This is a genomic window from Pseudomonas sp. K8 (genome assembly GCF_014889455.1).
Lineage (GTDB): Bacteria > Pseudomonadota > Gammaproteobacteria > Pseudomonadales > Pseudomonadaceae > Aquipseudomonas > Aquipseudomonas veronii.
This window is the reverse complement of record NZ_VJWO01000020.1, coordinates 75,594-96,164: the sequence shown is the minus strand read 5'-3', so window position 1 is coordinate 96,164 and position 20,571 is coordinate 75,594. Positions and strand designations below refer to the sequence as shown.

Here is a 20,571-nt window from a genome sequence, read left to right as displayed (position 1 = left end):
GCGGGGAAATCAGCTTGGCCGTGTGTCCCATCGCCATCAGTTGGCGAGCGACAAAATGCGACCCTGCACAGGCCTCCATCACCACGACACAGCTCGGCACATTGCCGAAAAACTGCATCATCTGCGCTCGTGAGCATTTTCTGCGAAACACCTCGCAGCCCGACTTATCCTGGCCGTGCAGGTGGAAAGTATGTTTGCCGAGATCGATACCGATCAGTGCTGATTCGCTCATGATGATGGCCTCCGAAAACAAAACACCCCGTGAAAGCGTAGCCCTCACAGGGTGTTGGGGGTGACCATCTCATTAACCGGCCTTCTCAGGCCGGTTTTTTTTACCGCAAACGTGGCTTACAGCTTGCCGGCGTTCTCGGTCAGGTAGGCTGCAACGCCTTCTGGCGAAGCGTTCATGCCTTTGTCGCCTTTTTTCCAGTTGGCAGGGCAGACTTCGCCGTGCTCTTCGTGGAATTGCAGCGCGTCGACCAGACGGATCAGCTCTTCCATGTTACGGCCCAGCGGCAGGTCGTTGATGATCTGCGAGCGCACAACGCCCTTGTCATCGATCAGGAACGCGCCACGGAACGCCACGCCGCCTTCGGACTCAACGTCGTAGGCCTTGGCGATGTCGTGCTTCATGTCGGCAGCCATGGTGTATTTGACTTTGCCGATGCCGCCATCGTTGATGGCAGTGTTGCGCCAGGCGTTGTGGGTGAAATGGGAGTCGATGGAAACCGCGACCACTTCAACGTTACGCGCCTTGAAATCGTCCATGCGGTGGTCCAGAGCGATCAGCTCCGAAGGGCAGACGAAAGTGAAGTCCAGCGGGTAGAAGAACACCAGGCCGTATTTGCCTTTGATGGCTTCAGACAGCTTGAAGCTGTCAACGATTTCGCCAGTGCCGAGAACGGCAGGTACGTCGAAATCCGGGGCTTGTTTGCCGACGAGTACGCTCATTGGATATCTCCTGATGCAGGGGTGACGATTGAAGTAAAAGGACCGGCCTCGAGTCTGCCGCGCATAAGCGACAAGCCTGTGACGCAGTCACGCTTCGTGAAGACCGACCATCATACACTGAAAAAACCGTTCGTCAGCGCACAGGCAAAGTCGCGGCCCAGCACGGCAAAACTACTTTGACAATCATTCTCGTTAACATTAAGATCCATCGCACTTAAGCCTTAAACCCGCGATGGTTCTCCCTTATGTATGTCTGCCTCTGCACTGGCGTCACCGACGGACAAATCCGCGAAGCAATCTACGAAGGTTGCTGCAGCTACAAGGAAGTGCGTGAAACGACCGGCGTTGCCAGCCAATGTGGCAAATGTGCTTGCCTCGCCAAGCAAGTGGTACGGGAAACCCTGACGCAGCTGCAAACAGCTCAGGTCGCGCTGCCCTATTCAGCAGAATTTACACACGCCTGAATCAACGTATTTTAAAGAGCCGGACTTAGTGTCCGGCTTTTTTATGCCCGCAATTCAATTAGTTAGGGCCAAGACGCGGAACATAAACATTCTTATTCAGATTAATTTTCATTTATTATTCAATAACTTAGGTTTGACACTCAGGGGTGCGCCACGCAGACTCCTGCTTATATACCGCGAATAAAGGGCAGGACCCCAATCATGAAAGGCGACATCTCAGTCATCCAGCAACTCAACAAAATCCTTGGCAATGAACTGGTCGCGATCAATCAGTACTTTCTGCATGCGCGCATGTATGACGATTGGGGCCTGGAAAAGCTGGGCAAGCGTGAGTACAAGGAATCGATCAAAGCCATGAAGGACGCCGATGCCCTGATCAAGCGCATCCTGTTCCTGGAAGGCCTGCCGAACGTACAGGACCTGGGCAAGCTGAACATCGGCGAGCACACCCACGAAATGATCAGCAGCGACCTGGGCTTCGAACGCAAGAGCCACAGCGAGCTCAAGGCCGCCATCGCTCACTGCGAAGTGACCAAGGACTTCGGCAGCCGCGAACTGCTGGAAGATATCCTGGAAGACCAGGAAGAACATATCGACTGGCTGGAAACCCAACTGGGCCTGATCGACAAGGTCAGCCTGGAGAACTACCTGCAATCGCAGATGGGTGAATAACCCTTATTCACGGTAGGCGCGAGTTTGCTCGCGAAAAACTCAAGGGCCCCGCATTCCATCAGGGGGCCCGCGTTATCGTTGACGTTCTTCGCGAGCAAGCTCGCTCCTACAGATGAAGTACAAAAAAGCCCCGCTCTCGTATGAGAAGCGGGGCTTTTTGTTGCAGGCCAATCAAGCTTCAGTCTGGGCTGCCGCTTTTGCCGCTGCGTCTTTGACCAACGTCTGCAACTCACCGTTCTCGAACATTTCACTGATGATGTCGCTGCCGCCGACCAGCTCACCGGCTACCCACAGTTGCGGGAAAGTTGGCCAGTTAGCGTACTTCGGCAGGTTCGCGCGAATTTCCGGGTTTTGCAGGATATCCACATAAGCGAATTTCTCGCCACATTTCATGATGGCTTGGGACGCTTTCGCGGAGAAGCCGCACTGCGGGGCATTCGGAGAGCCCTTCATGTAAAGCAGAATGGTGTTGTTGGCAATCTGCTCTTTGATCGTTTCGATGATATCCATGGAACACCTCGGCTGGAACTTTGCGACTCACAGGTCGGCACGGTGGCGCATTGTAACGCAAAATCCCAGCGTGGTGCTCGGAGACCTTATGCCGCAGCTACGTGGACCGGAACGCCGTTCAGCGCGGCATTGCCCGATAACTCATCCAACTGCCGCTCGTCGGTCAGGTCGTTCGCGCTGGCACCCGGCTGACGGCTGGCGATCGTCATCTGCACGCCCGGACGCCCGTGGCCCCAACCATGCGGCAGGCTGACCACGCCTGGCATCATGTCCAGGCTGGCCGCGACCTCGACCTCGATCATGCCGATGCGCGAACTGACCTTCACCCGCTGCCCGTCGCTCAATTGGCGGCGGGCCAGATCCTCCGGATGCATGAGCAGTTGGTGCCGGGGCTTGCCCTTCACCAGGCGGTGATAGTTATGCATCCAGGAATTGTTGCTGCGCACATGGCGGCGGCCGATCAACAGCAATTCGTCGGCCGGTGGCAGCGGTTGCGCCGCGAAGCGCGCGAGGTCCGCCAGAATCACGGCCGGCGCGGCCTGTACCCGGCCATTCGCAGTTTTCAGGCGCGCGGCGAGGTTGGGCGTCAGGGGGCCCAGGTCCACGCCGTGGGGGTGTTCGGCGAGCATTGCCACCGACAATTGGTGGCTGGAAGTATCGCCATACACGCCGGCGCGCAGGCCGAAGTCGATCATCTGCGCCGGTGGCAGGGTCGGCTTGAGCGCAACCCCGGTGTGCGCGGCAAACGCCTTGGCCAGGCCGACGAAGATTTCCCAGTCGTGCAGCGCGCCGTCAGGCTTGGGCAGGATCGCACGATTGAAACGGCTGACATTGCGCACCGCGAACATATTGAAGGTGGTGTCGTAGTGATCGTTTTCCAGCGCCGAGGTGGACGGCAGGATCAGGTCGGCATAACGCGTCGTCTCGTTGATGTAGAGATCGACGCTGACCATGAATTCCAGCCCATCCAGGGCCTGCTCCAACTGGCGACCATTCGGCGTCGATAGCACCGGATTGCCAGCCACGGTGACCAGGGCGCGGATCTGTCCTTCACCTTCGGTGAGCATTTCTTCCGCCAACGCCGACACCGGCAACTCGCCACCGTACTCCGGACGCCCCGACACACGGCTCTGCCAACGATTGAAATGCCCGCCGGAGGTGGAGGCCACCAGGTCCACCGCTGGCGTGGTACACAAGGCGCCGCCTGGACGATCCAGGTTACCGGTGACCAGATTGATCAATTGCACCAGCCAATGGCACAGCGTGCCGAATGCCTGGGTCGAAACGCCCATGCGCCCGTAACACACGGCCCTGTCCGCCGCGGCAAAATCCCGCGCCAACTGGCGGATCTGCTCGGCAGGCAGCGCGCACTGGCGGCTCATGGCCTCAGCGGTAAACCCGGCGATTGCGCGGCGCACGTCGTCCAGGCCGTCGACTGGCAAGTGACTGGCACGGGTCAGGTTTTCGGCAAACAACGTGTTGAGCAGTCCGAACAGCAACGCGGCGTCGCCACCGGGCCGTACAAACAGGTGCTGATCGGCAATCGCCGCCGTCTCGCTGCGCCGCGGGTCGACCACCACCACTTTGCCACCCCGGGCCTGGATGGCCTTGAGGCGCTTCTCCACGTCGGGCACGGTCATGATGCTGCCGTTGGACGCCAGCGGGTTGCCGCCGAGGATCAGCATGAAGTCGGTGTGGTCGATATCCGGAATCGGCAACAACAGGCCATGGCCGTACATCAGGTGGCTGCTGAGGTGATGAGGCAACTGGTCGACCGACGTCGCGGAAAACCGGTTGCGTGTTTTGAGCAGGCCAAGGAAGTAATTGCTGTGGGTCATCAGCCCGTAGTTATGCACGCTGGGATTGCCCTGGTACACCGCCACTGAATTCTGTCCGTAGCGAGCCTGGATGCCCGCCAGTTTTTCGGCCACCAGCGCGAAGGCGTCTTCCCACGCAATCGGTTGCCATTCGCTACCCACCCGCAACATGGGTTGGTGCAGGCGGTCCGGGTCATTCTGGATATCCTGCAACGCCACTGCCTTGGGGCAGATATGCCCGCGACTGAAGGTGTCCAGTGGGTCGCCCTTGATCGACGTGATCGCCAGGCTGCCGTCTTCGGCTTGGGTGGTTTCCAGGGTCAGGCCACAGATGGCTTCGCACAGATGGCAGGCACGGTGGTGGAGAGTCTTGGTCATGGCCAGTCTCTTTATTAGGGCTTTGGCCTGACTATGGGCCGCGACTGCGGCGGGCACCAGCAACGTTCGTCGCGTGAATCGAAGGGCATCAGGCCAGGCCATGGGCAAGCGTGAGAAAATGTTTCAAAACCTGCCGAAGTGCCCCTGAAACCGACGCAGCCTGGCCTGGCCCCGCCCTCGCGGATTGCAAAAGGTCGCAGGGCCAGTGTACAAATGACCTGCTGCTGTCAGGAAATCGTCTTCAAAAGCGCTCTCGCGCCTGTCTGAACACCCCTAAACACCGTAGCCCTATTGGTAAGACGCGACATTTAATTATAAGATCGCGCCTTCCCCTATTTCGTCGCCCCGTGCGGCTTTCGCCGCAGGTCTCGCCCGTTTTCACAATAAACAAGGCTTTGAGTATCTGCGGTCTGTTGCAAAAAGGTAGTTAATGATGAGCGCAAGGCACTTTCTCTCCCTGATGGATTGCACGCCCGAAGAGCTGGTCAGCGTGATCCGTCGAGGCATTGAGCTTAAAGACCTGCGTAACCGCGGCGTACTGTTCGAGCCTTTGAAAAACCGCGTGCTCGGGATGATTTTCGAGAAATCGTCGACCCGCACCCGCTTGTCCTTCGAGGCCGGCATGATCCAGTTGGGTGGCCAGGCCATCTTCCTGTCGCCGCGTGACACCCAGTTGGGCCGTGGCGAGCCAATCAGCGATTGCGCGATTGTCATGTCGCGCATGCTCGATGCGGTGATGATCCGGACCTTTGCCCACAGCACCCTGACCGAGTTTTCCGCGAACTCTCGGGTACCGGTGATCAACGGCCTGTCCGATGACCTGCACCCGTGCCAGTTGCTGGCCGACATGCAAACCTTCCTCGAGCACCGTGGCTCGATCCAGGGCAAGACCGTGGCCTGGATCGGCGACGGCAACAACATGTGCAACAGTTATATAGAAGCGGCGATCCAGTTCGACTTCCACCTGCGCATCGCCTGCCCGGAAGGCTTCGAGCCGTCCGCCGAATTCCTGGCCAAAGCCGATGGTCGCGTGCAGATCCTGCGTGATCCAAAAGACGCGGTGGTCGGCGCGCACCTGGTAAGCACCGATGTCTGGACCTCCATGGGCCAGGAAGACGAAACCGCCAAGCGCCTGAAGCTGTTTGCACCGTTCCAGGTCACCCGCGCCCTGCTCGACCTGGCCGCGCCGGACGTGCTGTTCATGCACTGCCTGCCTGCCCACCGTGGCGAAGAAATCAGCCTCGATCTGCTCGACGACCCGCGCTCGGTCGCCTGGGACCAGGCAGAAAACCGTCTGCATGCACAAAAGGCCCTGCTCGAATTTCTGGTCGAACCGGCGTACCACCACGCATGAGCAAGCCATTACTGCTGAACCTGCGCAATCTGGCATGCGGCTATCAAGATCAGCGGGTGGTACAGAACCTCAACCTGCACCTCAACGCCGGCGACATCGGTTGCCTGCTCGGCTCCTCGGGGTGCGGCAAGACCACCACCCTGCGTGCGATCGCAGGGTTCGAACCGGTACACGAAGGCGAAATCAGCCTGGCCGGCGAAGTCATCTCCAGTGCAGGGTTCACCCTGGCGCCGGAGAAACGTCGCATCGGCATGGTGTTCCAGGACTACGCGCTATTTCCCCACCTGAGCGTGGCCGACAACATCGCCTTTGGCATTCGCAAGCACCCGCAGAAAGACCGCGTGGTCGCCGAATTGCTGGAGCTGGTCAACCTGAAGAACCTGGGCAAGCGTTTCCCCCACGAGCTGTCCGGTGGTCAGCAACAACGCGTGGCCCTCGCCCGCGCCTTGGCGCCGGAGCCGCAATTGTTGCTGCTCGACGAACCCTTCTCCAACCTCGATGGCGAGCTGCGACGCAAGCTCAGCCATGAGGTGCGCGAGATTCTCAAGGCACGTGGCACCAGTGCGATCCTGGTGACCCATGACCAGGAAGAAGCGTTTGCCGTGAGTGACCACGTCGGTGTGTTCAAGGAAGGTCGCCTGGAGCAGTGGGATACGCCCTACAACCTCTATCACGAACCGCTCACACCCTACGTCGCAAGCTTTGTCGGCCAGGGCTATTTCATCCGTGGCCAATTGTGTACGCCGGAATCGGTCAGCACCGAGCTCGGCGACCTGCGCGGCAACCGCGCGTATAGCTGGCCGTCAGGTGGCGCCGTGGATGTATTGCTGCGCCCGGACGACATCGTCTACGCACCAGACAGCGCGTTGAAAGCGCGGATCGTCGGCAAGACGTTCCTCGGCGCCTCGACCTTGTACCGCCTGCAACTGCCGACGGGTGCCCAGCTGGAGTCGATCTTCCCCAGCCACGCCGACCATCAGGTCGGTGCAGACGTGGGGATCCGCGTCGCCGTCGAACACCTGGTGCTGTTCCGGGCTTCCGGCAGCACGGCGGCGCAGATTCCGCACACCGATTCGGGTGTGCGGCGCTACAGCCCGGCCAACTGAAGAAACCCGCTCCAGCCTTCGAACTCAGGCCCGGCCGATCGGCGCGAACGTGGCCTGGGTATGCTCGGCCAGAACCGCTGCGGACAACTCCACTTCCAACCCCCGTCTCCCGGCGCTGACAAAAATCGTCGGGAACAGCTGCGCGGTAATATCAATAAAGGTGCGCAAACGCTTTTTCTGTCCCAGCGGGCTGATCCCACCCAGCAGATAGCCAGTGGAACGCTGCGCCGCCGCCGGGTCGGCCATCTCGACTTTTTTCACCCCGGCGGCGTGCGCCAGGGCTTTCAAGTCCAGACTTCCGACGACCGGCACCACCGCCACCAATAATTCACCCTTCTCGCTGCTCGCCAGCAAGGTCTTGAACACCTGCGCCGGGTCCAGACCCAACTTTTCCGCGGCCTCCAGGCCATACGATGCAGCTTTGGGATCGTGTTCATAACTGTGAATGCGATGTTCGGCGCGAACTTTTTTCAACAAATCCAATGCAGGGGTCATGGACGCTCCAGGCGTGGCAAACGGATGGCTAATTCTAGGCCAAGCCCACACAAAACGCTCTAGTACGCCCCTCACTCATGGCAATACTTACTGTGGCGAGCGTGATTATTCATCAAACCTATAGTTCGAAAATGACTGATAGTTCACTTTCGACCTTTGACAGCAGTCATTCTTGTCTATATTTTTTCGTTTCCGAATACTGTAGGAATACATCCGCAGCATTCCAGCAGTAAGCCGTGCCCGGGATGGGGATCCTCGACACGGTGAAAATCGCGCAAGGCCCGTTGAGGCCAGACGCCAGACAAGAACAACAAATTGAGGTTTTCCATGACAACTGCACTTCAACAGCCTTCACTTTCGAGCCAATGCATGGCCGAATTCCTGGGGACTGCGCTTCTGATCTTCTTCGGTACCGGTTGTGTCGCTGCGCTCAAGGTCGCGGGTGCCAGCTTTGGCTTATGGGAAATCAGTATCATCTGGGGGATCGGCGTAAGCATGGCGATCTACCTGAGCGCGGGCATCTCCGGGGCGCATCTGAACCCGGCGGTCAGCATCGCCCTGTGTCTCTTTGCCGATTTCGACAAGCGCAAACTGCCCTTCTATATCCTCGCCCAAGTCGCCGGCGCCTTCTGCTCCGCGGCCCTGGTGTACACGCTCTACAGCAACCTGTTTTTCGATTACGAACAAACCCACCATCTGGTGCGCGGCACCCAGGCCAGCCTGGAACTGGCCTCGGTATTCTCGACTTATCCCCATGCACTGCTGAGCACGGCCCAGGCCTTCCTGGTGGAAATGGTCATCACCGCGATCCTGATGGGCGTGATCATGGCCCTGACCGACGATAACAACGGCCTGCCACGCGGCCCGTTGGCACCGCTGCTGATCGGCTTGCTGATCGCGGTGATTGGCAGCGCGATGGGCCCGCTGACCGGCTTTGCGATGAACCCGGCACGGGATTTCGGGCCCAAGCTGATGACCTTTTTCGCCGGTTGGGGTGAAATGGCCTTTACTGGCGGGCGTGATATTCCCTACTTCCTGGTGCCGATTTTCGCACCGATTGTCGGCGCATGCCTGGGGGCTGCAGCGTATCGCGGGCTGATTGCCCGTCACCTGCCAAGCGCCGCACCCGCTGTCGCCGAAACCGAAGACAGCGCCGTCAACGGCAACACCCGCATTTCCTGATAGCCAGCCTGGTCCACCCTGCCCCTTCGTGGCCCAGGCGGTTTACCCACTTCCTTATTTCTCGTCCAAGGCAATCGACATGACCGACATTCAGAATAAGAACTACATCATTGCCCTCGATCAGGGCACCACCAGTTCCCGGGCGATCATCTTCGATCGTGACGCCAACGTGGTCTGCACCGCCCAACGTGAGTTCGCCCAGCATTACCCGCAAGCGGGCTGGGTCGAACATGACCCGATGGAAATCTTCGCGACCCAGAGCGCGGTGATGGTCGAAGCCCTGGCCCAGGCCGGCCTGCACCATGACCAGGTCGCCGCCATCGGCATCACCAACCAGCGCGAAACCACCGTGGTCTGGGACAAAGTCACCGGCCGCCCGATCTACAACGCCATCGTTTGGCAGTGCCGCCGCAGCACCGAGATCTGCCAGCAGCTCAAGCGTGATGGCCACGAGCAATACATCAGCGATACCACCGGCCTGGTCACCGACCCGTACTTCTCCGGCACCAAGCTCAAGTGGATTCTCGATAACGTCGAAGGCAGCCGCGAACGTGCGCGCAACGGCGAGCTGCTGTTCGGCACCATCGACAGCTGGCTGATCTGGAAATTCACCGGCGGCAAGACCCACGTCACCGACTACACCAACGCCTCGCGCACCATGCTCTTCAACATCCACACCCTGGAGTGGGACGCGAAGATGCTGGACATCCTCGATGTGCCACGGGAAATGCTGCCAGAAGTGAAATCGTCGTCGGAAATCTACGGCCGCACCAAGAGTGGCATTGCCATCGGCGGCATCGCCGGTGACCAGCAGGCCGCGCTGTTCGGCCAGATGTGCGTGGAACCGGGCCAGGCCAAGAACACCTATGGCACCGGTTGCTTCCTGCTGATGAACACTGGCGACAAAGCGGTGAAATCCAAGCACGGCATGCTCACCACCATCGCCTGCGGCCCGCGTGGCGAAGTGGCCTACGCCCTGGAAGGCGCCGTGTTCAACGGTGGTTCCACCGTACAGTGGCTGCGCGACGAGCTGAAAATCATCAACGACGCCCACGACACCGAATACTTCGCCGGCAAGGTCAAGGACAGCAACGGCGTGTACCTGGTGCCCGCGTTCACCGGCCTGGGCGCGCCGTATTGGGACCCGTATGCCCGTGGCGCGTTGTTCGGCCTGACCCGTGGTGTGCGCGTGGATCACATTATTCGTGCAGCTCTGGAGTCGATTGCCTACCAGACCCGCGACGTATTGGACGCGATGCAGCAGGACTCCGGCGAACGCCTTAAATCCCTGCGCGTGGACGGCGGCGCAGTGGCCAACAACTTCCTGATGCAGTTCCAGGCCGATATCCTCGGCACCCAGGTCGAACGCCCGCAAATGCGCGAAACCACGGCACTCGGCGCCGCCTACCTGGCGGGCCTGGCCTGCGGCTTCTGGGGCAGTCTGGAGGAATTGCGCGGCAAAGCGGTGATCGAGCGCGAATTCGAACCCCAGCTCGAAGAAGCGGCCAAGGAGAAACTCTACGCCGGCTGGCAAAAAGCGGTGAGCCGCACCCGTGATTGGGAACCTCACGAAGGCGCTGAATAAGCCCTTCACCGGAACCACTTAGGGTTGTAACTGGCAGGGAGCAGATTCCTGCGTCATCATGGGCCACTTTTGTATGGCAGCCCAAAGGACGCCCAATGAATCTGCCTCCCCGCCAGCAACAAATCCTCGAACTGGTCCGCGAACGCGGCTACGTCAGTATCGAGGAAATGGCGCAGTTGTTCGTTGTCACCCCGCAAACCATCCGCCGCGATATCAACCAGCTCGCGGACGCCAACCTGTTGCGCCGCTACCACGGCGGCGCAGCCTATGATTCCAGCGTCGAAAACACCGCATACGCCATGCGGGCCGACCAGATGCGCGACGAGAAACAGCGCATCGGCGAAGCGATCGCCGCACAAATCCCCGACCATGCCTCGCTGTTCATCAACATCGGCACCACCACCGAATCCATCGCCCGTGCGTTGCTCAACCACAATCACCTGAAAATCATCACCAACAACCTCAACGTCGCCACCATGCTCAGCGCCAAGGACGACTTCGACGTACTGCTGACTGGCGGGAGTGTGCGACGTGACGGCGGCGTGGTGGGCCAGGCCAGCGTCGACTTTATCAACCAGTTCAAGGTCGATTTCGCCCTGGTCGGCATCAGCGGTATCGATGAAGACGGCAGCCTGCTCGACTTCGACTACCAGGAAGTGCGGGTTTCCCAGGCGATCATCGCCAATGCACGCAAGGTGATCCTGGCGGCTGACTCGAGCAAATTCGGGCGCAATGCCATGATTCGCCTGGGCCCGATCAGCCTGGTGGACTGCCTGGTGACTGACCAGCAGCCGGTGCCAGCGCTGGTGCAGTTGTTGAACCAGCATAAGGTTCGGCTGGAAGTCGTCTAGCGTCTGCACTGACGCTATCGGGGGCAAGCCCCCTCCCACACTTTGATGTGTGAACCCATTCAAATGTGGGAGGGGGCTTGCCCCCGATAGCAATTGATCCAGCCCCATTTCCTTGAGCCTTCCCCAGGCACATGTTCACAAATTTTCCTTTTCTCGCCCTTCGATGAGTTTTTTCAATCGAAGTCGGGTGGCTGTGGGCGCGTTTATCAGCTACCATTTTCGTAAATGAACATTAATGTTCGATTTCCAATACGAAAAGATCGCGAGGCCAGCCGATGAACCCTTCCACCTTGCCTGCTCCACCGCTTGCCGAAGTCTATGACGTTGCCGTAATCGGTGGCGGGATCAATGGCGTCGGCATCGCAGCAGACGCAGCCGGGCGCGGGTTGTCGGTATTCCTTTGCGAAAAGGACGACCTGGCCAGCCACACGTCCTCTGCCAGCAGCAAGCTGATCCACGGCGGCCTGCGCTACCTCGAACATTACGAATTCCGCCTGGTGCGCGAAGCCCTGGCCGAACGCGAAGTCCTGCTGGCCAAGGCCCCGCACATCGTCAAGCAGATGCGCTTTGTGTTGCCGCACCGCCCGCACCTGCGTCCGGCGTGGATGATCCGCGCCGGCCTGTTCCTGTATGACCACCTGGGCAAGCGCGAAAAGCTCGCCGGTTCGAAAAGCCTCAAGTTCGGTCCCGACAGCCCGCTGAAAAGCGAAATCACCAAAGGCTTCGAATATTCCGACTGCTGGGTCGATGACGCCCGCCTGGTGGTGCTCAACGCCATGGCCGCGCGTGAAAAAGGCGCACACATCCACACCCAAACCCGCTGCGTCAGCGCGTACCGCAGCAAGGGCCTGTGGGAAATGAACATGGAACGCACCGACGGCAGCCTGTTCTCGATCCGCGCCAAGGCGCTGGTGAATGCCGCCGGGCCGTGGGTCGCCAAATTCATCAAGGAAGACTTGAAGCTGGATTCGCCCTACGGCATCCGCCTGATCCAGGGCAGCCACCTGATCGTGCCGAAACTGTACGAAGGCGCCCACGCGCACATCCTACAGAACGAAGACCAGCGCATCGTGTTTACGATTCCATACCTGGACCACCTGACTATCATCGGCACCACCGACCGCGAATACACCGGCGATCCGGCGAAAGTGGCGATCACCGAAGGTGAAACCGACTACATGCTCAAGGTGGTCAACGCTCACTTCAAGAAACAACTGAGCCGCGACGACATCGTCCACACCTACTCCGGCGTGCGCCCGCTGTGCAACGATGAGTCGGACAACCCGTCGGCCATCACCCGCGACTACACCTTGTCGCTCTCCGGCGGCGCTGGCGAGGCGCCGATCCTGTCGGTGTTCGGCGGCAAACTGACCACCTACCGCAAACTCGCCGAGTCGGCGATGGCTCACCTGGCGCCCTATTTCACACAGATGCGCCCAAGCTGGACCGCCACCGCCAGCCTGCCGGGCGGCGAAGACATGAGCACGCCGGAAGCCCTCGCTGCGGCCATCCGTACCCAGTTCAACTGGGTGCCAAGCGAGATCGCACGGCGCTGGTCCACCACCTACGGCAGCCGCACCTGGCGCCTGCTCGAAGGCGTGCAATCGCTGGCCGACCTCGGCGACCACCTCGGTGGCGGCCTGTATACCCGCGAAGTCGACTACCTGTGCGCCGAAGAATGGGCGACCCAACCCGAGGACGTGCTGTGGCGCCGTACCAAGCTTGGCCTGTTCACCACCCCGGAAGAACAGGCCAATGTGCGGCGTTATCTGTCCAAGGTTGAGCATAACCGCAGCAAGATCCAGGCGGCCTGACAGACTGCTCGTACAAAAGCCCCTGCGCCGTAAGGCCCAGGGGCTTTTTCATATCGGTTCAGCCATTCGGTTTTCCGAACACCATTCCCCTGCGCGATTCGGTTTGCCGGACCTGGCCGTTATAAATCCTCGCTCATAAAAAGTTAATTCCTATATAAATCATATAGTTAACCTTTTACTCGTGGACTGGCACGACTCATGCTCTACACTTCAGGACGATTGCCTGAGATGCCTCAGGAGCCGTCACGGGCATTCGCTGTATAAGAGAGCCGCTTAACCGGCTTCATAAAAAAAACAAATGTCGAGGAAGTATTGATGCGCATCGTTCCCCATATTTTGGGCGCAGCTATCGCTGCCGCTCTGATCAGCACTCCAGTTTTCGCCGCCGAACTCACCGGCACGCTGAAAAAAATCAACGACTCGGGCACCATCACCCTTGGGCACCGCGACAGCTCCATTCCGTTTTCCTACATCGCGGATGGTTCGGGTAAACCGGTGGGCTACTCCCACGACATTCAGCTGGCTATCGTCGAAGCCCTGAAAAAAGACCTGAACAAGCCCCAACTGCAGGCCAAGTACAACCTGGTCACTTCCCAGACCCGTATCCCGCTGGTGCAGAACGGCACCGTGGACATCGAGTGCGGTTCCACCACCAACAACGCCGAGCGCGCCCAGCAAGTGGCGTTCACCACCAATATCTTCGAAATCGGCACCCGCCTGCTGGTCAAGAAAGACAAGGATGGCAAGCCGTCCTATAGCGACTTCGCCGACCTCAAAGGCAAAAACGTCGTGACCACCGCCGGCACCACGTCCGAGCGCATCATCAAGGCGATGAACGCCGACAAGCAGATGGGCATGAACGTCATCTCCGCCAAAGACCACGGCGAGTCCTTCCAGATGCTGGAAAGCGGCCGCGCCGTTGCCTTCATGATGGACGACGCCCTGCTGGCCGGTGAAGAAGCCAAGGCCAAGAAGCCGAATGACTGGGTTATCACTGGTACTCCGCAGTCCTTCGAAGCCTACGCCTGCATGGTTCGCAAAGAAGATCCTGCGTTCAAGAAAGCCGTGGATGACGCCATCGTCGCGCTCTACAAATCCGGTGAAATCAACAAGATTTATAGCAAGTGGTTCGAAAGCCCGATCCCACCAAAAGGCCTGAACCTGAACTTCCCGATGAGCGACAAGGTCAAGGAACTGATCGCCAATCCGAGCGATAAGCCTGCGCCTGACGTAAAAATCTGATTTCTGGCTAACCTTATCTCCTGAGGGAGCCACTCCTCCCTCAGGCGTCTGTTACTACCTGCTGGCTATATTTTGGAACACTCGACCGGGCGGTTTTCGAGCCGATCGTGTGTGCCTGGCGTTCACCGTCAGGCGGGAACGGATTTTCCCCAAGCGGGTGCTTGTACATCGATCGATCTCGAGGGGAGACCCTAATGAATTACAACTGGGACTGGGGCGTGTTCTTCAAGTCCACTGGCGTTGGCAGCGAGACTTATCTCGACTGGTACATCGCCGGCCTGGGCTGGACCATTGCCATCGCCGTCGTGGCATGGATCATCGCCTTGCTGCTGGGCTCCATGCTGGGGGTCATGCGTACCGTGCCAAACCGTATCGTATCGGGCATCGCCACCTGCTACGTGGAACTGTTCCGCAACGTGCCGCTGCTGGTGCAGCTGTTCATCTGGTACTTCCTGATACCCGACCTGCTGCCGCAAAACCTGCAGGACTGGTACAAGCAAGACCTGAACCCGACCACCTCGGCCTACCTGAGCGTTGTGGTGTGCCTGGGTCTGTTCACCGCCGCCCGTGTCTGCGAGCAGGTACGCACCGGCATCCAGGCGCTGCCGCGTGGCCAGGAAGCCGCCGCCCGCGCCATGGGTTTCAAGCTGCCGCAGATCTACTGGAACGTGCTGCTGCCGCAGGCTTACCGGATCATCATTCCGCCGCTCACCTCGGAATTCCTCAACGTGTTCAAGAACTCCTCCGTGGCGTCCTTGATCGGCCTGATGGAATTGCTGGCGCAAACCAAGCAGACCGCCGAATTCTCGGCCAACCTGTTTGAAGCCTTCACCCTGGCCACGCTGATCTACTTCACCCTGAACATGAGCCTGATGTTGCTGATGCGCCTGGTCGAGAAGAAAGTCGCAGTGCCCGGCCTGATCTCCGTGGGGGGTAAATAATGGAATTCGATTTCAGCGGCATCATCCCCGCCATCCCCGGCCTGTGGAACGGCATGGTCATGACCTTGCAGTTGATGGTCATGGGCGTGGTCGGCGGTATTGTCCTCGGCACGATCCTGGCGTTGATGCGCCTGTCGTCCAGCAAGTTGCTGTCACGCCTGGCCGGCGCCTACGTGAACTATTTCCGCTCGATCCCGTTGCTGCTGGTCATCACCTGGTTCTACCTGGCGGTGCCCTTCGTGCTGCGCTGGATCACCGGCGAAGACACGCCGATCGGTGCATTCGCCTCCTGCGTCGTGGCCTTCATGATGTTCGAGGCCGCGTACTTCTGTGAAATCGTGCGGGCCGGCGTGCAATCGATTCCCAAGGGCCAGATGGCGGCCGCGCAGGCCATGGGCATGACTTACGGTCAGACCATGCGCCTGATCATCCTGCCCCAGGCGTTCCGCAAGATGACCCCGTTGCTGCTGCAACAGAGCATCATCCTGTTCCAGGACACCTCGCTGGTCTACACCGTGGGCCTGGTGGATTTCCTCAACTCCGCCCGCTCCAACGGCGACATCATCGGCCGCTCCAATGAGTTCCTGATCTTCGCCGGTGTCGTCTACTTCATCATCAGCTTTTCCGCCTCGCTGCTGGTCAAGCGTCTGCAAAAAAGGTTTGCCGTATGATCTCTATCAAAAACGTCAACAAGTGGTATGGCGACTTCCAGGTGCTGACCGATTGCAGCACCGAGGTTAAAAAAGGCGAAGTGATCGTGGTGTGCGGGCCGTCCGGCTCGGGTAAATCCACCCTGATCAAGTGCGTCAACGCGCTGGAACCGTTCCAGAAAGGCGACGTGATCGTCGACGGCACGTCCATCGCCGACCCGAAGACCAACCTGCCGAAACTGCGCTCGCGCGTCGGCATGGTGTTCCAGCACTTCGAGCTGTTCCCGCACCTGACCATCACCGAAAACCTGACCATCGCGCAGATCAAGGTGCTCGGCCGCAGCAAGGAAGAAGCCACCAAGAAGGGCCTGCAACTGCTTGATCGCGTCGGCCTGTCGGCGCACGCCCACAAGCACCCTGGCCAGCTTTCCGGTGGCCAGCAGCAACGTGTGGCGATTGCCCGCGCCCTCGCCATGGACCCGATCGTCATGCTGTTCGACGAACCGACCTCGGCCCTCGACCCGGAAATGGTCAACGAAGTGCTGGACGTGATGGTGCAACTGGCCCAGGAAGGCATGACCATGATGTGCGTGACCCACGAAATGGGCTTCGCCCGCAAAGTGGCCGACCGCGTGATCTTCATGGACGCCGGCAAGATCATCGAAGACTGCCCGAAAGAAGAGTTCTTCGGCGACATCAGCGCCCGCTCCGAACGCGCGCAGCACTTCCTCGAGAAAATCCTGCAGCACTAAAAAAGCCACAGCTTGCTCCTCCTGTAGGAGCGAGCTTGCTCGCGAAAAACGGCAACGATGACGCGCACATCCTGGATGAACGCGGTGCCCTTGGTTTTTTCGCGAGCAAGCTCGCTCCTACAGGAAGGGGTGAGCGGTAGCTGACCCAAGGCATCTGTGATGAAATGCGACCCCAACCTCTATCGCGCCGCGCCGCCATCACTTGCCGTGAAGCCTCGTCTGATCCGCCAACTGTTCCTGCCGCCGTTGATCATCGCCCTGATGATCGGCCTGGGTTATATCGGCTTCTGGATCAGTGAGTACTATGGCATCCGCACCCTCAGCGATACCGGCGAACGCCAGCTGGAGCTGCATGCCCGCACCGTCGAAAGCGAACTGAGCAAATACACGTACCTGCCCAGCCTCCTGGAACTGGAATCCAGCGTGTCCACGCTGCTGGCCGAGCCGAACCAGGACACCCGCAAGACCGTCAACGACTACCTCGAAGGCCTGAACCGGCGCAGCCGCAGTCGGGCCATCTATGTGATGGACACCACCGGCCGCGTACTGGCCACCAGCAACTGGCGCGATGCCGACAGCTACCAGGGTGAAGACCTGTCCTTCCGCGCCTATTTCCAGAACGCCGTGCGCGGCCAGCCCGGGCGTTTCTATGGCATCGGTAGCACCAATGGCGAACCCGGCTACTACCTGGCCCACGGCCTGGAAGAGCACGGCAAGATCATCGGCGTCGCTGTGGTCAAGGTCCGCCTCGAAGCGCTGGAGGAACGCTGGAAACGCGCGCGTCTCGAAGCGTTTGTCAGCGACGAGAACGGTATCATCATCCTTTCCAGCGACCCGGCCCGCCGCCTCAAGGCCGTGCGCCCCCTGAGCGATGAGACCAAGGACCGCCTGGCGCACAGCCTGCAATATTACTGGGCGACGCTGAACGAGCTGGAGCCCCTGGCCCGCGAGCGCCTCAACGAAGGCACAGAAAAACTGACCTTTCCGGCCAACAGTGAAGTGGTGGCCGATGAGCACGAAGTCAGCTACCTGGCCCAGACCCGGCCGCTGAGCGACACGCCGTGGAATTTCACCCTGCTCACCCCGCTCAACGACCTGCGCCGTGCGGCGATCAACCAGGGCATCCTGGTGGCCGTCGCCTTTGGCCTGGTGGCGCTCCTGCTGATTGCCTGGAACGAACGACGCAAAGTCATCGCCACCCGCCTCGCCGCCCGGGAAGCCTTGCAGGAAGCCAACAGCCAGCTGGAACGCCGGATTGCCGAACGCACCGCCGACCTGCGCGCGAGCAACGAGCGCCTCAAGGGGCAGATTCGCGAGCGCCGCCAGGCCGAGGAAACCCTGCGCCGCGCCCAGGATGAGCTGGTGCAGGCGGGCAAACTGGCGGCCATCGGCCAGATGTCCACCAGCATCGCCCACGAATTGAACCAACCCCTCGCCGCGTTGCGCACCTTGTCCGGCAATACCGTGCGCTTCCTCGAACGCGGCGCGCTGGATACCGCCAGCGCCAACCTCAAGACCATCAACGAATTGATCGACCGCATGGGCCGCATCACCGCCAGCCTGCGCTCCTTCGCGCGGCGCGGCGACGACCAGGGCGAAGCCAACCTGGGCAAGGCCGTGGATGCCGCGTTCCAAGTGCTCGGCGCGCGTCTCGACAGCCTGCCGCTGACGCTGCACCGCGACTTTGCCCCGGCCCAATTGCAGATCGACCAGACGCGCCTGGAGCAGATCCTGGTCAACCTGATCGGCAACGCCCTCGATGCCATGCAAGCACAACCGGCACCGGAACTGTGGCTGGAAGGCCATGAAGCCGACGGCAAATACCGCCTGCAGGTGCGCGACAACGGCCATGGCATCGACCCCGAGGCGCGCAAGCATCTGTTCGAACCGTTCTTCACCACCAAACCCGGCGAGCAAGGCCTGGGCCTTGGCCTTACGTTGTCCGCCAGCCTGGCCGCGGCCACCGGCGGCAACCTCGCCGTGGAGCATCCCGTCGGTGGTGGTACTGCCTTTGTCCTGAGCCTGCCGCTGGTGGGCGCTCAAACAGCCGAGTCGTCATGAACGTAGAAAAAAACCCTGACCTCACCGTCCTGATCGTCGAAGACGACCCCCACGTGCTGCTCGGCTGCCAGCAAGCCCTGGCACTGGAAGACATCCCCAGCGTCGGCGTGGGCAGTGCCGAAGAGGCGCTCAAGCGCATCGGCGAGAACTTTGCCGGCATCGTCATCAGCGATATCCGCCTGCCGGGTATCGACGGCCTGGAACTGCTCACCCGCCTCAAGGCTCTGGATAAAAGCCTGCCGGTGGTATTGATTACCGGGCACGGCGATATTTCCATGGCGGTCGGCGCCATGCGCAACGGCGCCTATGACTTCATGGAAAAACCCTTCTCTCCCGAACGCCTGGTCGACGTCGCGCGCCGCGCCCTGGAACAGCGCGGGCTGGCGCGGGAAGTCTGGGCCCTGCGCCGCCAGTTGGCCGAGCGCGACTCCCTGGAAGGACGCATCATCGGCCGCTCGCCGGCAATGCAGAACCTGCGCGAATTGATCGCCAACGTCGCGGATACCTCGGCCAACGTGCTGATTGAAGGCGAGACCGGCACCGGCAAGGAACTGGTCGCGCGGTGCCTGCATGATTTCAGCCGACGCCACGCTCACCCGTTCGTCGCGCTGAACTGCGGCGGCCTGCCGGAGAACCTGTTCGAAAGCGAGATTTTCGGCCACGAAGCCAACGCCTTTACCGGCGCCGGCAAACGTCGGATCGGCAAGATCGAGCACGCCCACGAAGGCACGCTGTTTCTCGATGAAGTGGAAAGCATGCCGATCAACCTGCAGATCAAGCTGCTGCGCGTGTTGCAGGAACGCACCCTCGAACGCCTGGGTTCGAACCAGAGCGTGGCGGTGGATTGCCGGGTGATCGCCGCCACCAAGTCCGACCTCGACGAATTGAGCCGCGCCAGCCAGTTCCGTAGCGACCTGTACTACCGCCTCAACGTCGTGACCCTGGAACTGCCGCCTTTGCGCGAACGCCGCGAAGACATCCTGCAACTGTTCGAACACTTCCTGCAGCAATCATCCCTGCGCTTCGACCGCAGCGTGCCGGACCTCGACAACCAGACCCTATCCAACCTGATGAGCCACGACTGGCCGGGCAACGTGCGTGAACTGCGCAACGTCGCCGAGCGCTTCGCCCTGGGCCTGCCCGCCTTCAAGAAAAGCGGCGCCAGCAGCGGCAGCCAGGGCCTGGCCTTCACCGAAGCGGTGGAAGCCTTCGAACGCAACCTGCTCAACGACGCGCTGCAACGCAGCGGCGGCAACCTGACCCAGGCCAGCCAGGAACTGGGAATGGCCAAGACCACCCTGTTCGACAAGGTCAAGAAATACGGTTTGAGCCACTGAGGAACCGCGCGTGGATCTGATATTGAAGGCCGCCCTGGGCGCGGCGGTGGTGCTGATACTGGCCGCGTTGGCCAAGACCCGGAATTACTACATCGCCGGGTTGGTGCCGCTGTTCCCGACCTTTGCGCTGATCGCCCATTACATCGTCGGCAAAGGCCGTTCGGTGGACGATTTGAAGACCACCATCCTGTTCGGGATGTGGTCGATCATTCCGTACTTTGTGTATTTGGCGACGCTCTACGTGCTGGTCGATCGCCTGCGCCTGGAAGCCTCTTTAGCCGTAGCAGCGCTAGCGTGGTTGATGGCAGCGACTGTTCTGGTCAGCGTCTGGGTACGCCTGCAGACCTGACACACCACAATCCAAACGTGGGAGGGGGCTTGCCCCCGATGGCGGTGGATCAGATACACA

Annotated in this window: 19 protein-coding genes and 1 pseudogene; 15 read left to right on the top strand and 5 right to left on the bottom strand. The window is 60.3% G+C overall.

Annotation, left to right across the window (positions count from 1 at the left end; all coding sequences use genetic code 11):
• Both INT12_RS15940 and INT12_RS15935 read right to left on the bottom strand, forming a co-directional pair.
• Nucleotides 1–232, bottom strand: a pseudogene (locus tag INT12_RS15940) (IS110 family transposase); the annotation flags it as partial.
• Between the two features lie 116 nt (nt 233–348).
• Entirely contained in the window at nt 349–951 is a 603-nt protein-coding gene (locus INT12_RS15935) for a peroxiredoxin (protein ID WP_017844622.1), read from the bottom strand.
• Between the two features lie 245 nt (nt 952–1,196).
• Here INT12_RS15935 and INT12_RS15930 point away from each other — a divergent pair, with 245 nt between their 5' ends.
• Nucleotides 1,197–1,415, top strand: coding sequence for a bacterioferritin-associated ferredoxin (locus INT12_RS15930; protein WP_026139755.1), 219 nt, complete (start codon nt 1,197–1,199; stop codon nt 1,413–1,415).
• A gap of 201 nt (nt 1,416–1,616) precedes the next feature.
• Nucleotides 1,617–2,087: a bacterioferritin gene (bfr, locus tag INT12_RS15925; RefSeq protein WP_017844621.1), complete on the top strand. Its 471-nt coding sequence runs from the start codon at nt 1,617–1,619 to the stop codon at nt 2,085–2,087.
• Nucleotides 2,088–2,258: 171 nt separating this feature from the next.
• Here bfr and grxD read toward each other — a convergent pair whose 3' ends face one another.
• Together grxD and INT12_RS15915 are read right to left on the bottom strand one after the other, a co-directional pair.
• Nucleotides 2,259–2,597 (bottom strand): Grx4 family monothiol glutaredoxin, encoded by a 339-nt coding sequence (grxD, locus tag INT12_RS15920; RefSeq protein WP_046384543.1) that lies wholly within the window; start codon nt 2,595–2,597, stop codon nt 2,259–2,261.
• 86 nt (nt 2,598–2,683) lie between these two features.
• Entirely contained in the window at nt 2,684–4,792 is a 2,109-nt protein-coding gene (locus tag INT12_RS15915) for a molybdopterin oxidoreductase family protein (RefSeq protein ID WP_193040460.1), read from the bottom strand.
• A gap of 433 nt (nt 4,793–5,225) precedes the next feature.
• Here INT12_RS15915 and argF point away from each other — a divergent pair, with 433 nt between their 5' ends.
• Both argF and INT12_RS15905 read left to right on the top strand, forming a co-directional pair.
• Nucleotides 5,226–6,146 (top strand): ornithine carbamoyltransferase, encoded by a 921-nt coding sequence (gene argF, locus INT12_RS15910; RefSeq protein ID WP_026139754.1) that lies wholly within the window; start codon nt 5,226–5,228, stop codon nt 6,144–6,146.
• Nucleotides 6,143–7,252: an ABC transporter ATP-binding protein gene (locus tag INT12_RS15905; RefSeq protein WP_017844617.1), complete on the top strand. Its 1,110-nt coding sequence runs from the start codon at nt 6,143–6,145 to the stop codon at nt 7,250–7,252. The genes argF and INT12_RS15905 overlap by 4 nt, the downstream gene beginning before the upstream one ends.
• Nucleotides 7,253–7,276: 24 nt before the next feature.
• On the opposite strand, the gene ybaK is transcribed toward INT12_RS15905, so the two are convergent.
• The gene (ybaK, locus tag INT12_RS15900) at nt 7,277–7,747 is read right to left on the bottom strand and encodes a Cys-tRNA(Pro) deacylase (protein WP_193040461.1); all 471 of its coding nucleotides are present in this window, start codon (nt 7,745–7,747) and stop codon (nt 7,277–7,279) included.
• A gap of 327 nt (nt 7,748–8,074) precedes the next feature.
• Here ybaK and INT12_RS15895 point away from each other — a divergent pair, with 327 nt between their 5' ends.
• The 11 genes from INT12_RS15895 to INT12_RS15845 all read left to right on the top strand — a co-directional run bounded on the left by INT12_RS15895 (nt 8,075) and on the right by INT12_RS15845 (nt 20,511).
• A complete protein-coding gene (locus INT12_RS15895; RefSeq protein WP_026139753.1) occupies nt 8,075–8,929 on the top strand; it encodes an MIP/aquaporin family protein in 855 nt (284 codons plus the stop codon).
• Between the two features lie 79 nt (nt 8,930–9,008).
• The gene (gene glpK, locus INT12_RS15890) at nt 9,009–10,514 is read left to right on the top strand and encodes a glycerol kinase GlpK (RefSeq protein ID WP_017844614.1); all 1,506 of its coding nucleotides are present in this window, start codon (nt 9,009–9,011) and stop codon (nt 10,512–10,514) included.
• A 95-nt stretch (nt 10,515–10,609) separates the two neighbouring features.
• Nucleotides 10,610–11,365, top strand: coding sequence for a DeoR/GlpR family transcriptional regulator (locus INT12_RS15885; protein ID WP_017844613.1), 756 nt, complete (start codon nt 10,610–10,612; stop codon nt 11,363–11,365).
• Nucleotides 11,366–11,640: 275 nt separating this feature from the next.
• Nucleotides 11,641–13,179 carry a glycerol-3-phosphate dehydrogenase gene (gene glpD, locus INT12_RS15880; protein ID WP_193040462.1) on the top strand — a complete coding sequence of 513 codons (1,539 nt, stop codon included), beginning with the start codon at nt 11,641–11,643 and terminating at the stop codon, nt 13,177–13,179.
• A 315-nt stretch (nt 13,180–13,494) separates the two neighbouring features.
• Entirely contained in the window at nt 13,495–14,421 is a 927-nt protein-coding gene (locus INT12_RS15875; protein WP_017844611.1) for a glutamate/aspartate ABC transporter substrate-binding protein, read from the top strand.
• Nucleotides 14,422–14,615: 194 nt separating this feature from the next.
• A complete protein-coding gene (locus INT12_RS15870; protein WP_017844610.1) occupies nt 14,616–15,362 on the top strand; it encodes an amino acid ABC transporter permease in 747 nt (248 codons plus the stop codon).
• Entirely contained in the window at nt 15,362–16,033 is a 672-nt protein-coding gene (locus tag INT12_RS15865) for an ABC transporter permease subunit (RefSeq protein WP_017844609.1), read from the top strand. Before INT12_RS15870 ends, INT12_RS15865 begins: the two co-directional genes overlap by 1 nt.
• Entirely contained in the window at nt 16,030–16,764 is a 735-nt protein-coding gene (locus tag INT12_RS15860) for an amino acid ABC transporter ATP-binding protein (RefSeq protein ID WP_017844608.1), read from the top strand. Before INT12_RS15865 ends, INT12_RS15860 begins: the two co-directional genes overlap by 4 nt.
• A gap of 159 nt (nt 16,765–16,923) precedes the next feature.
• The gene (locus tag INT12_RS15855; RefSeq protein ID WP_017844607.1) at nt 16,924–18,825 is read left to right on the top strand and encodes a sensor histidine kinase; all 1,902 of its coding nucleotides are present in this window, start codon (nt 16,924–16,926) and stop codon (nt 18,823–18,825) included.
• Nucleotides 18,822–20,162 carry a sigma-54-dependent transcriptional regulator gene (locus INT12_RS15850; protein WP_017844606.1) on the top strand — a complete coding sequence of 447 codons (1,341 nt, stop codon included), beginning with the start codon at nt 18,822–18,824 and terminating at the stop codon, nt 20,160–20,162. The genes INT12_RS15855 and INT12_RS15850 overlap by 4 nt, the downstream gene beginning before the upstream one ends.
• Before the next feature lie 19 nt (nt 20,163–20,181).
• The gene (locus INT12_RS15845; RefSeq protein WP_162231505.1) at nt 20,182–20,511 is read left to right on the top strand and encodes a GlpM family protein; all 330 of its coding nucleotides are present in this window, start codon (nt 20,182–20,184) and stop codon (nt 20,509–20,511) included.
• The last annotated feature ends 60 nt before the right edge of the window (nt 20,512–20,571 follow it).

Bases quoted from the DNA above. Each gene is read 5' to 3' on its own strand.
- INT12_RS15935 (WP_017844622.1), bottom strand. From the start codon at position 951: ATGAGCGTACTCGTCGGCAAACAAGCCCCGGATTTCGACGTACCTGCC.
- INT12_RS15930 (WP_026139755.1), top strand. From the start codon at position 1,197: ATGTATGTCTGCCTCTGCACTGGCGTCACCGACGGACAAATCCGCGAA.
- bfr (WP_017844621.1), top strand. From the start codon at position 1,617: ATGAAAGGCGACATCTCAGTCATCCAGCAACTCAACAAAATCCTTGGC.
- grxD (WP_046384543.1), bottom strand. From the start codon at position 2,597: ATGGATATCATCGAAACGATCAAAGAGCAGATTGCCAACAACACCATT.
- INT12_RS15915 (WP_193040460.1), bottom strand. From the start codon at position 4,792: ATGACCAAGACTCTCCACCACCGTGCCTGCCATCTGTGCGAAGCCATC.
- argF (WP_026139754.1), top strand. From the start codon at position 5,226: ATGAGCGCAAGGCACTTTCTCTCCCTGATGGATTGCACGCCCGAAGAG.
- INT12_RS15905 (WP_017844617.1), top strand. From the start codon at position 6,143: ATGAGCAAGCCATTACTGCTGAACCTGCGCAATCTGGCATGCGGCTAT.
- ybaK (WP_193040461.1), bottom strand. From the start codon at position 7,747: ATGACCCCTGCATTGGATTTGTTGAAAAAAGTTCGCGCCGAACATCGC.
- INT12_RS15895 (WP_026139753.1), top strand. From the start codon at position 8,075: ATGACAACTGCACTTCAACAGCCTTCACTTTCGAGCCAATGCATGGCC.
- glpK (WP_017844614.1), top strand. From the start codon at position 9,009: ATGACCGACATTCAGAATAAGAACTACATCATTGCCCTCGATCAGGGC.
- INT12_RS15885 (WP_017844613.1), top strand. From the start codon at position 10,610: ATGAATCTGCCTCCCCGCCAGCAACAAATCCTCGAACTGGTCCGCGAA.
- glpD (WP_193040462.1), top strand. From the start codon at position 11,641: ATGAACCCTTCCACCTTGCCTGCTCCACCGCTTGCCGAAGTCTATGAC.
- INT12_RS15875 (WP_017844611.1), top strand. From the start codon at position 13,495: ATGCGCATCGTTCCCCATATTTTGGGCGCAGCTATCGCTGCCGCTCTG.
- INT12_RS15870 (WP_017844610.1), top strand. From the start codon at position 14,616: ATGAATTACAACTGGGACTGGGGCGTGTTCTTCAAGTCCACTGGCGTT.
- INT12_RS15865 (WP_017844609.1), top strand. From the start codon at position 15,362: ATGGAATTCGATTTCAGCGGCATCATCCCCGCCATCCCCGGCCTGTGG.
- INT12_RS15860 (WP_017844608.1), top strand. From the start codon at position 16,030: ATGATCTCTATCAAAAACGTCAACAAGTGGTATGGCGACTTCCAGGTG.
- INT12_RS15855 (WP_017844607.1), top strand. From the start codon at position 16,924: ATGAAATGCGACCCCAACCTCTATCGCGCCGCGCCGCCATCACTTGCC.
- INT12_RS15850 (WP_017844606.1), top strand. From the start codon at position 18,822: ATGAACGTAGAAAAAAACCCTGACCTCACCGTCCTGATCGTCGAAGAC.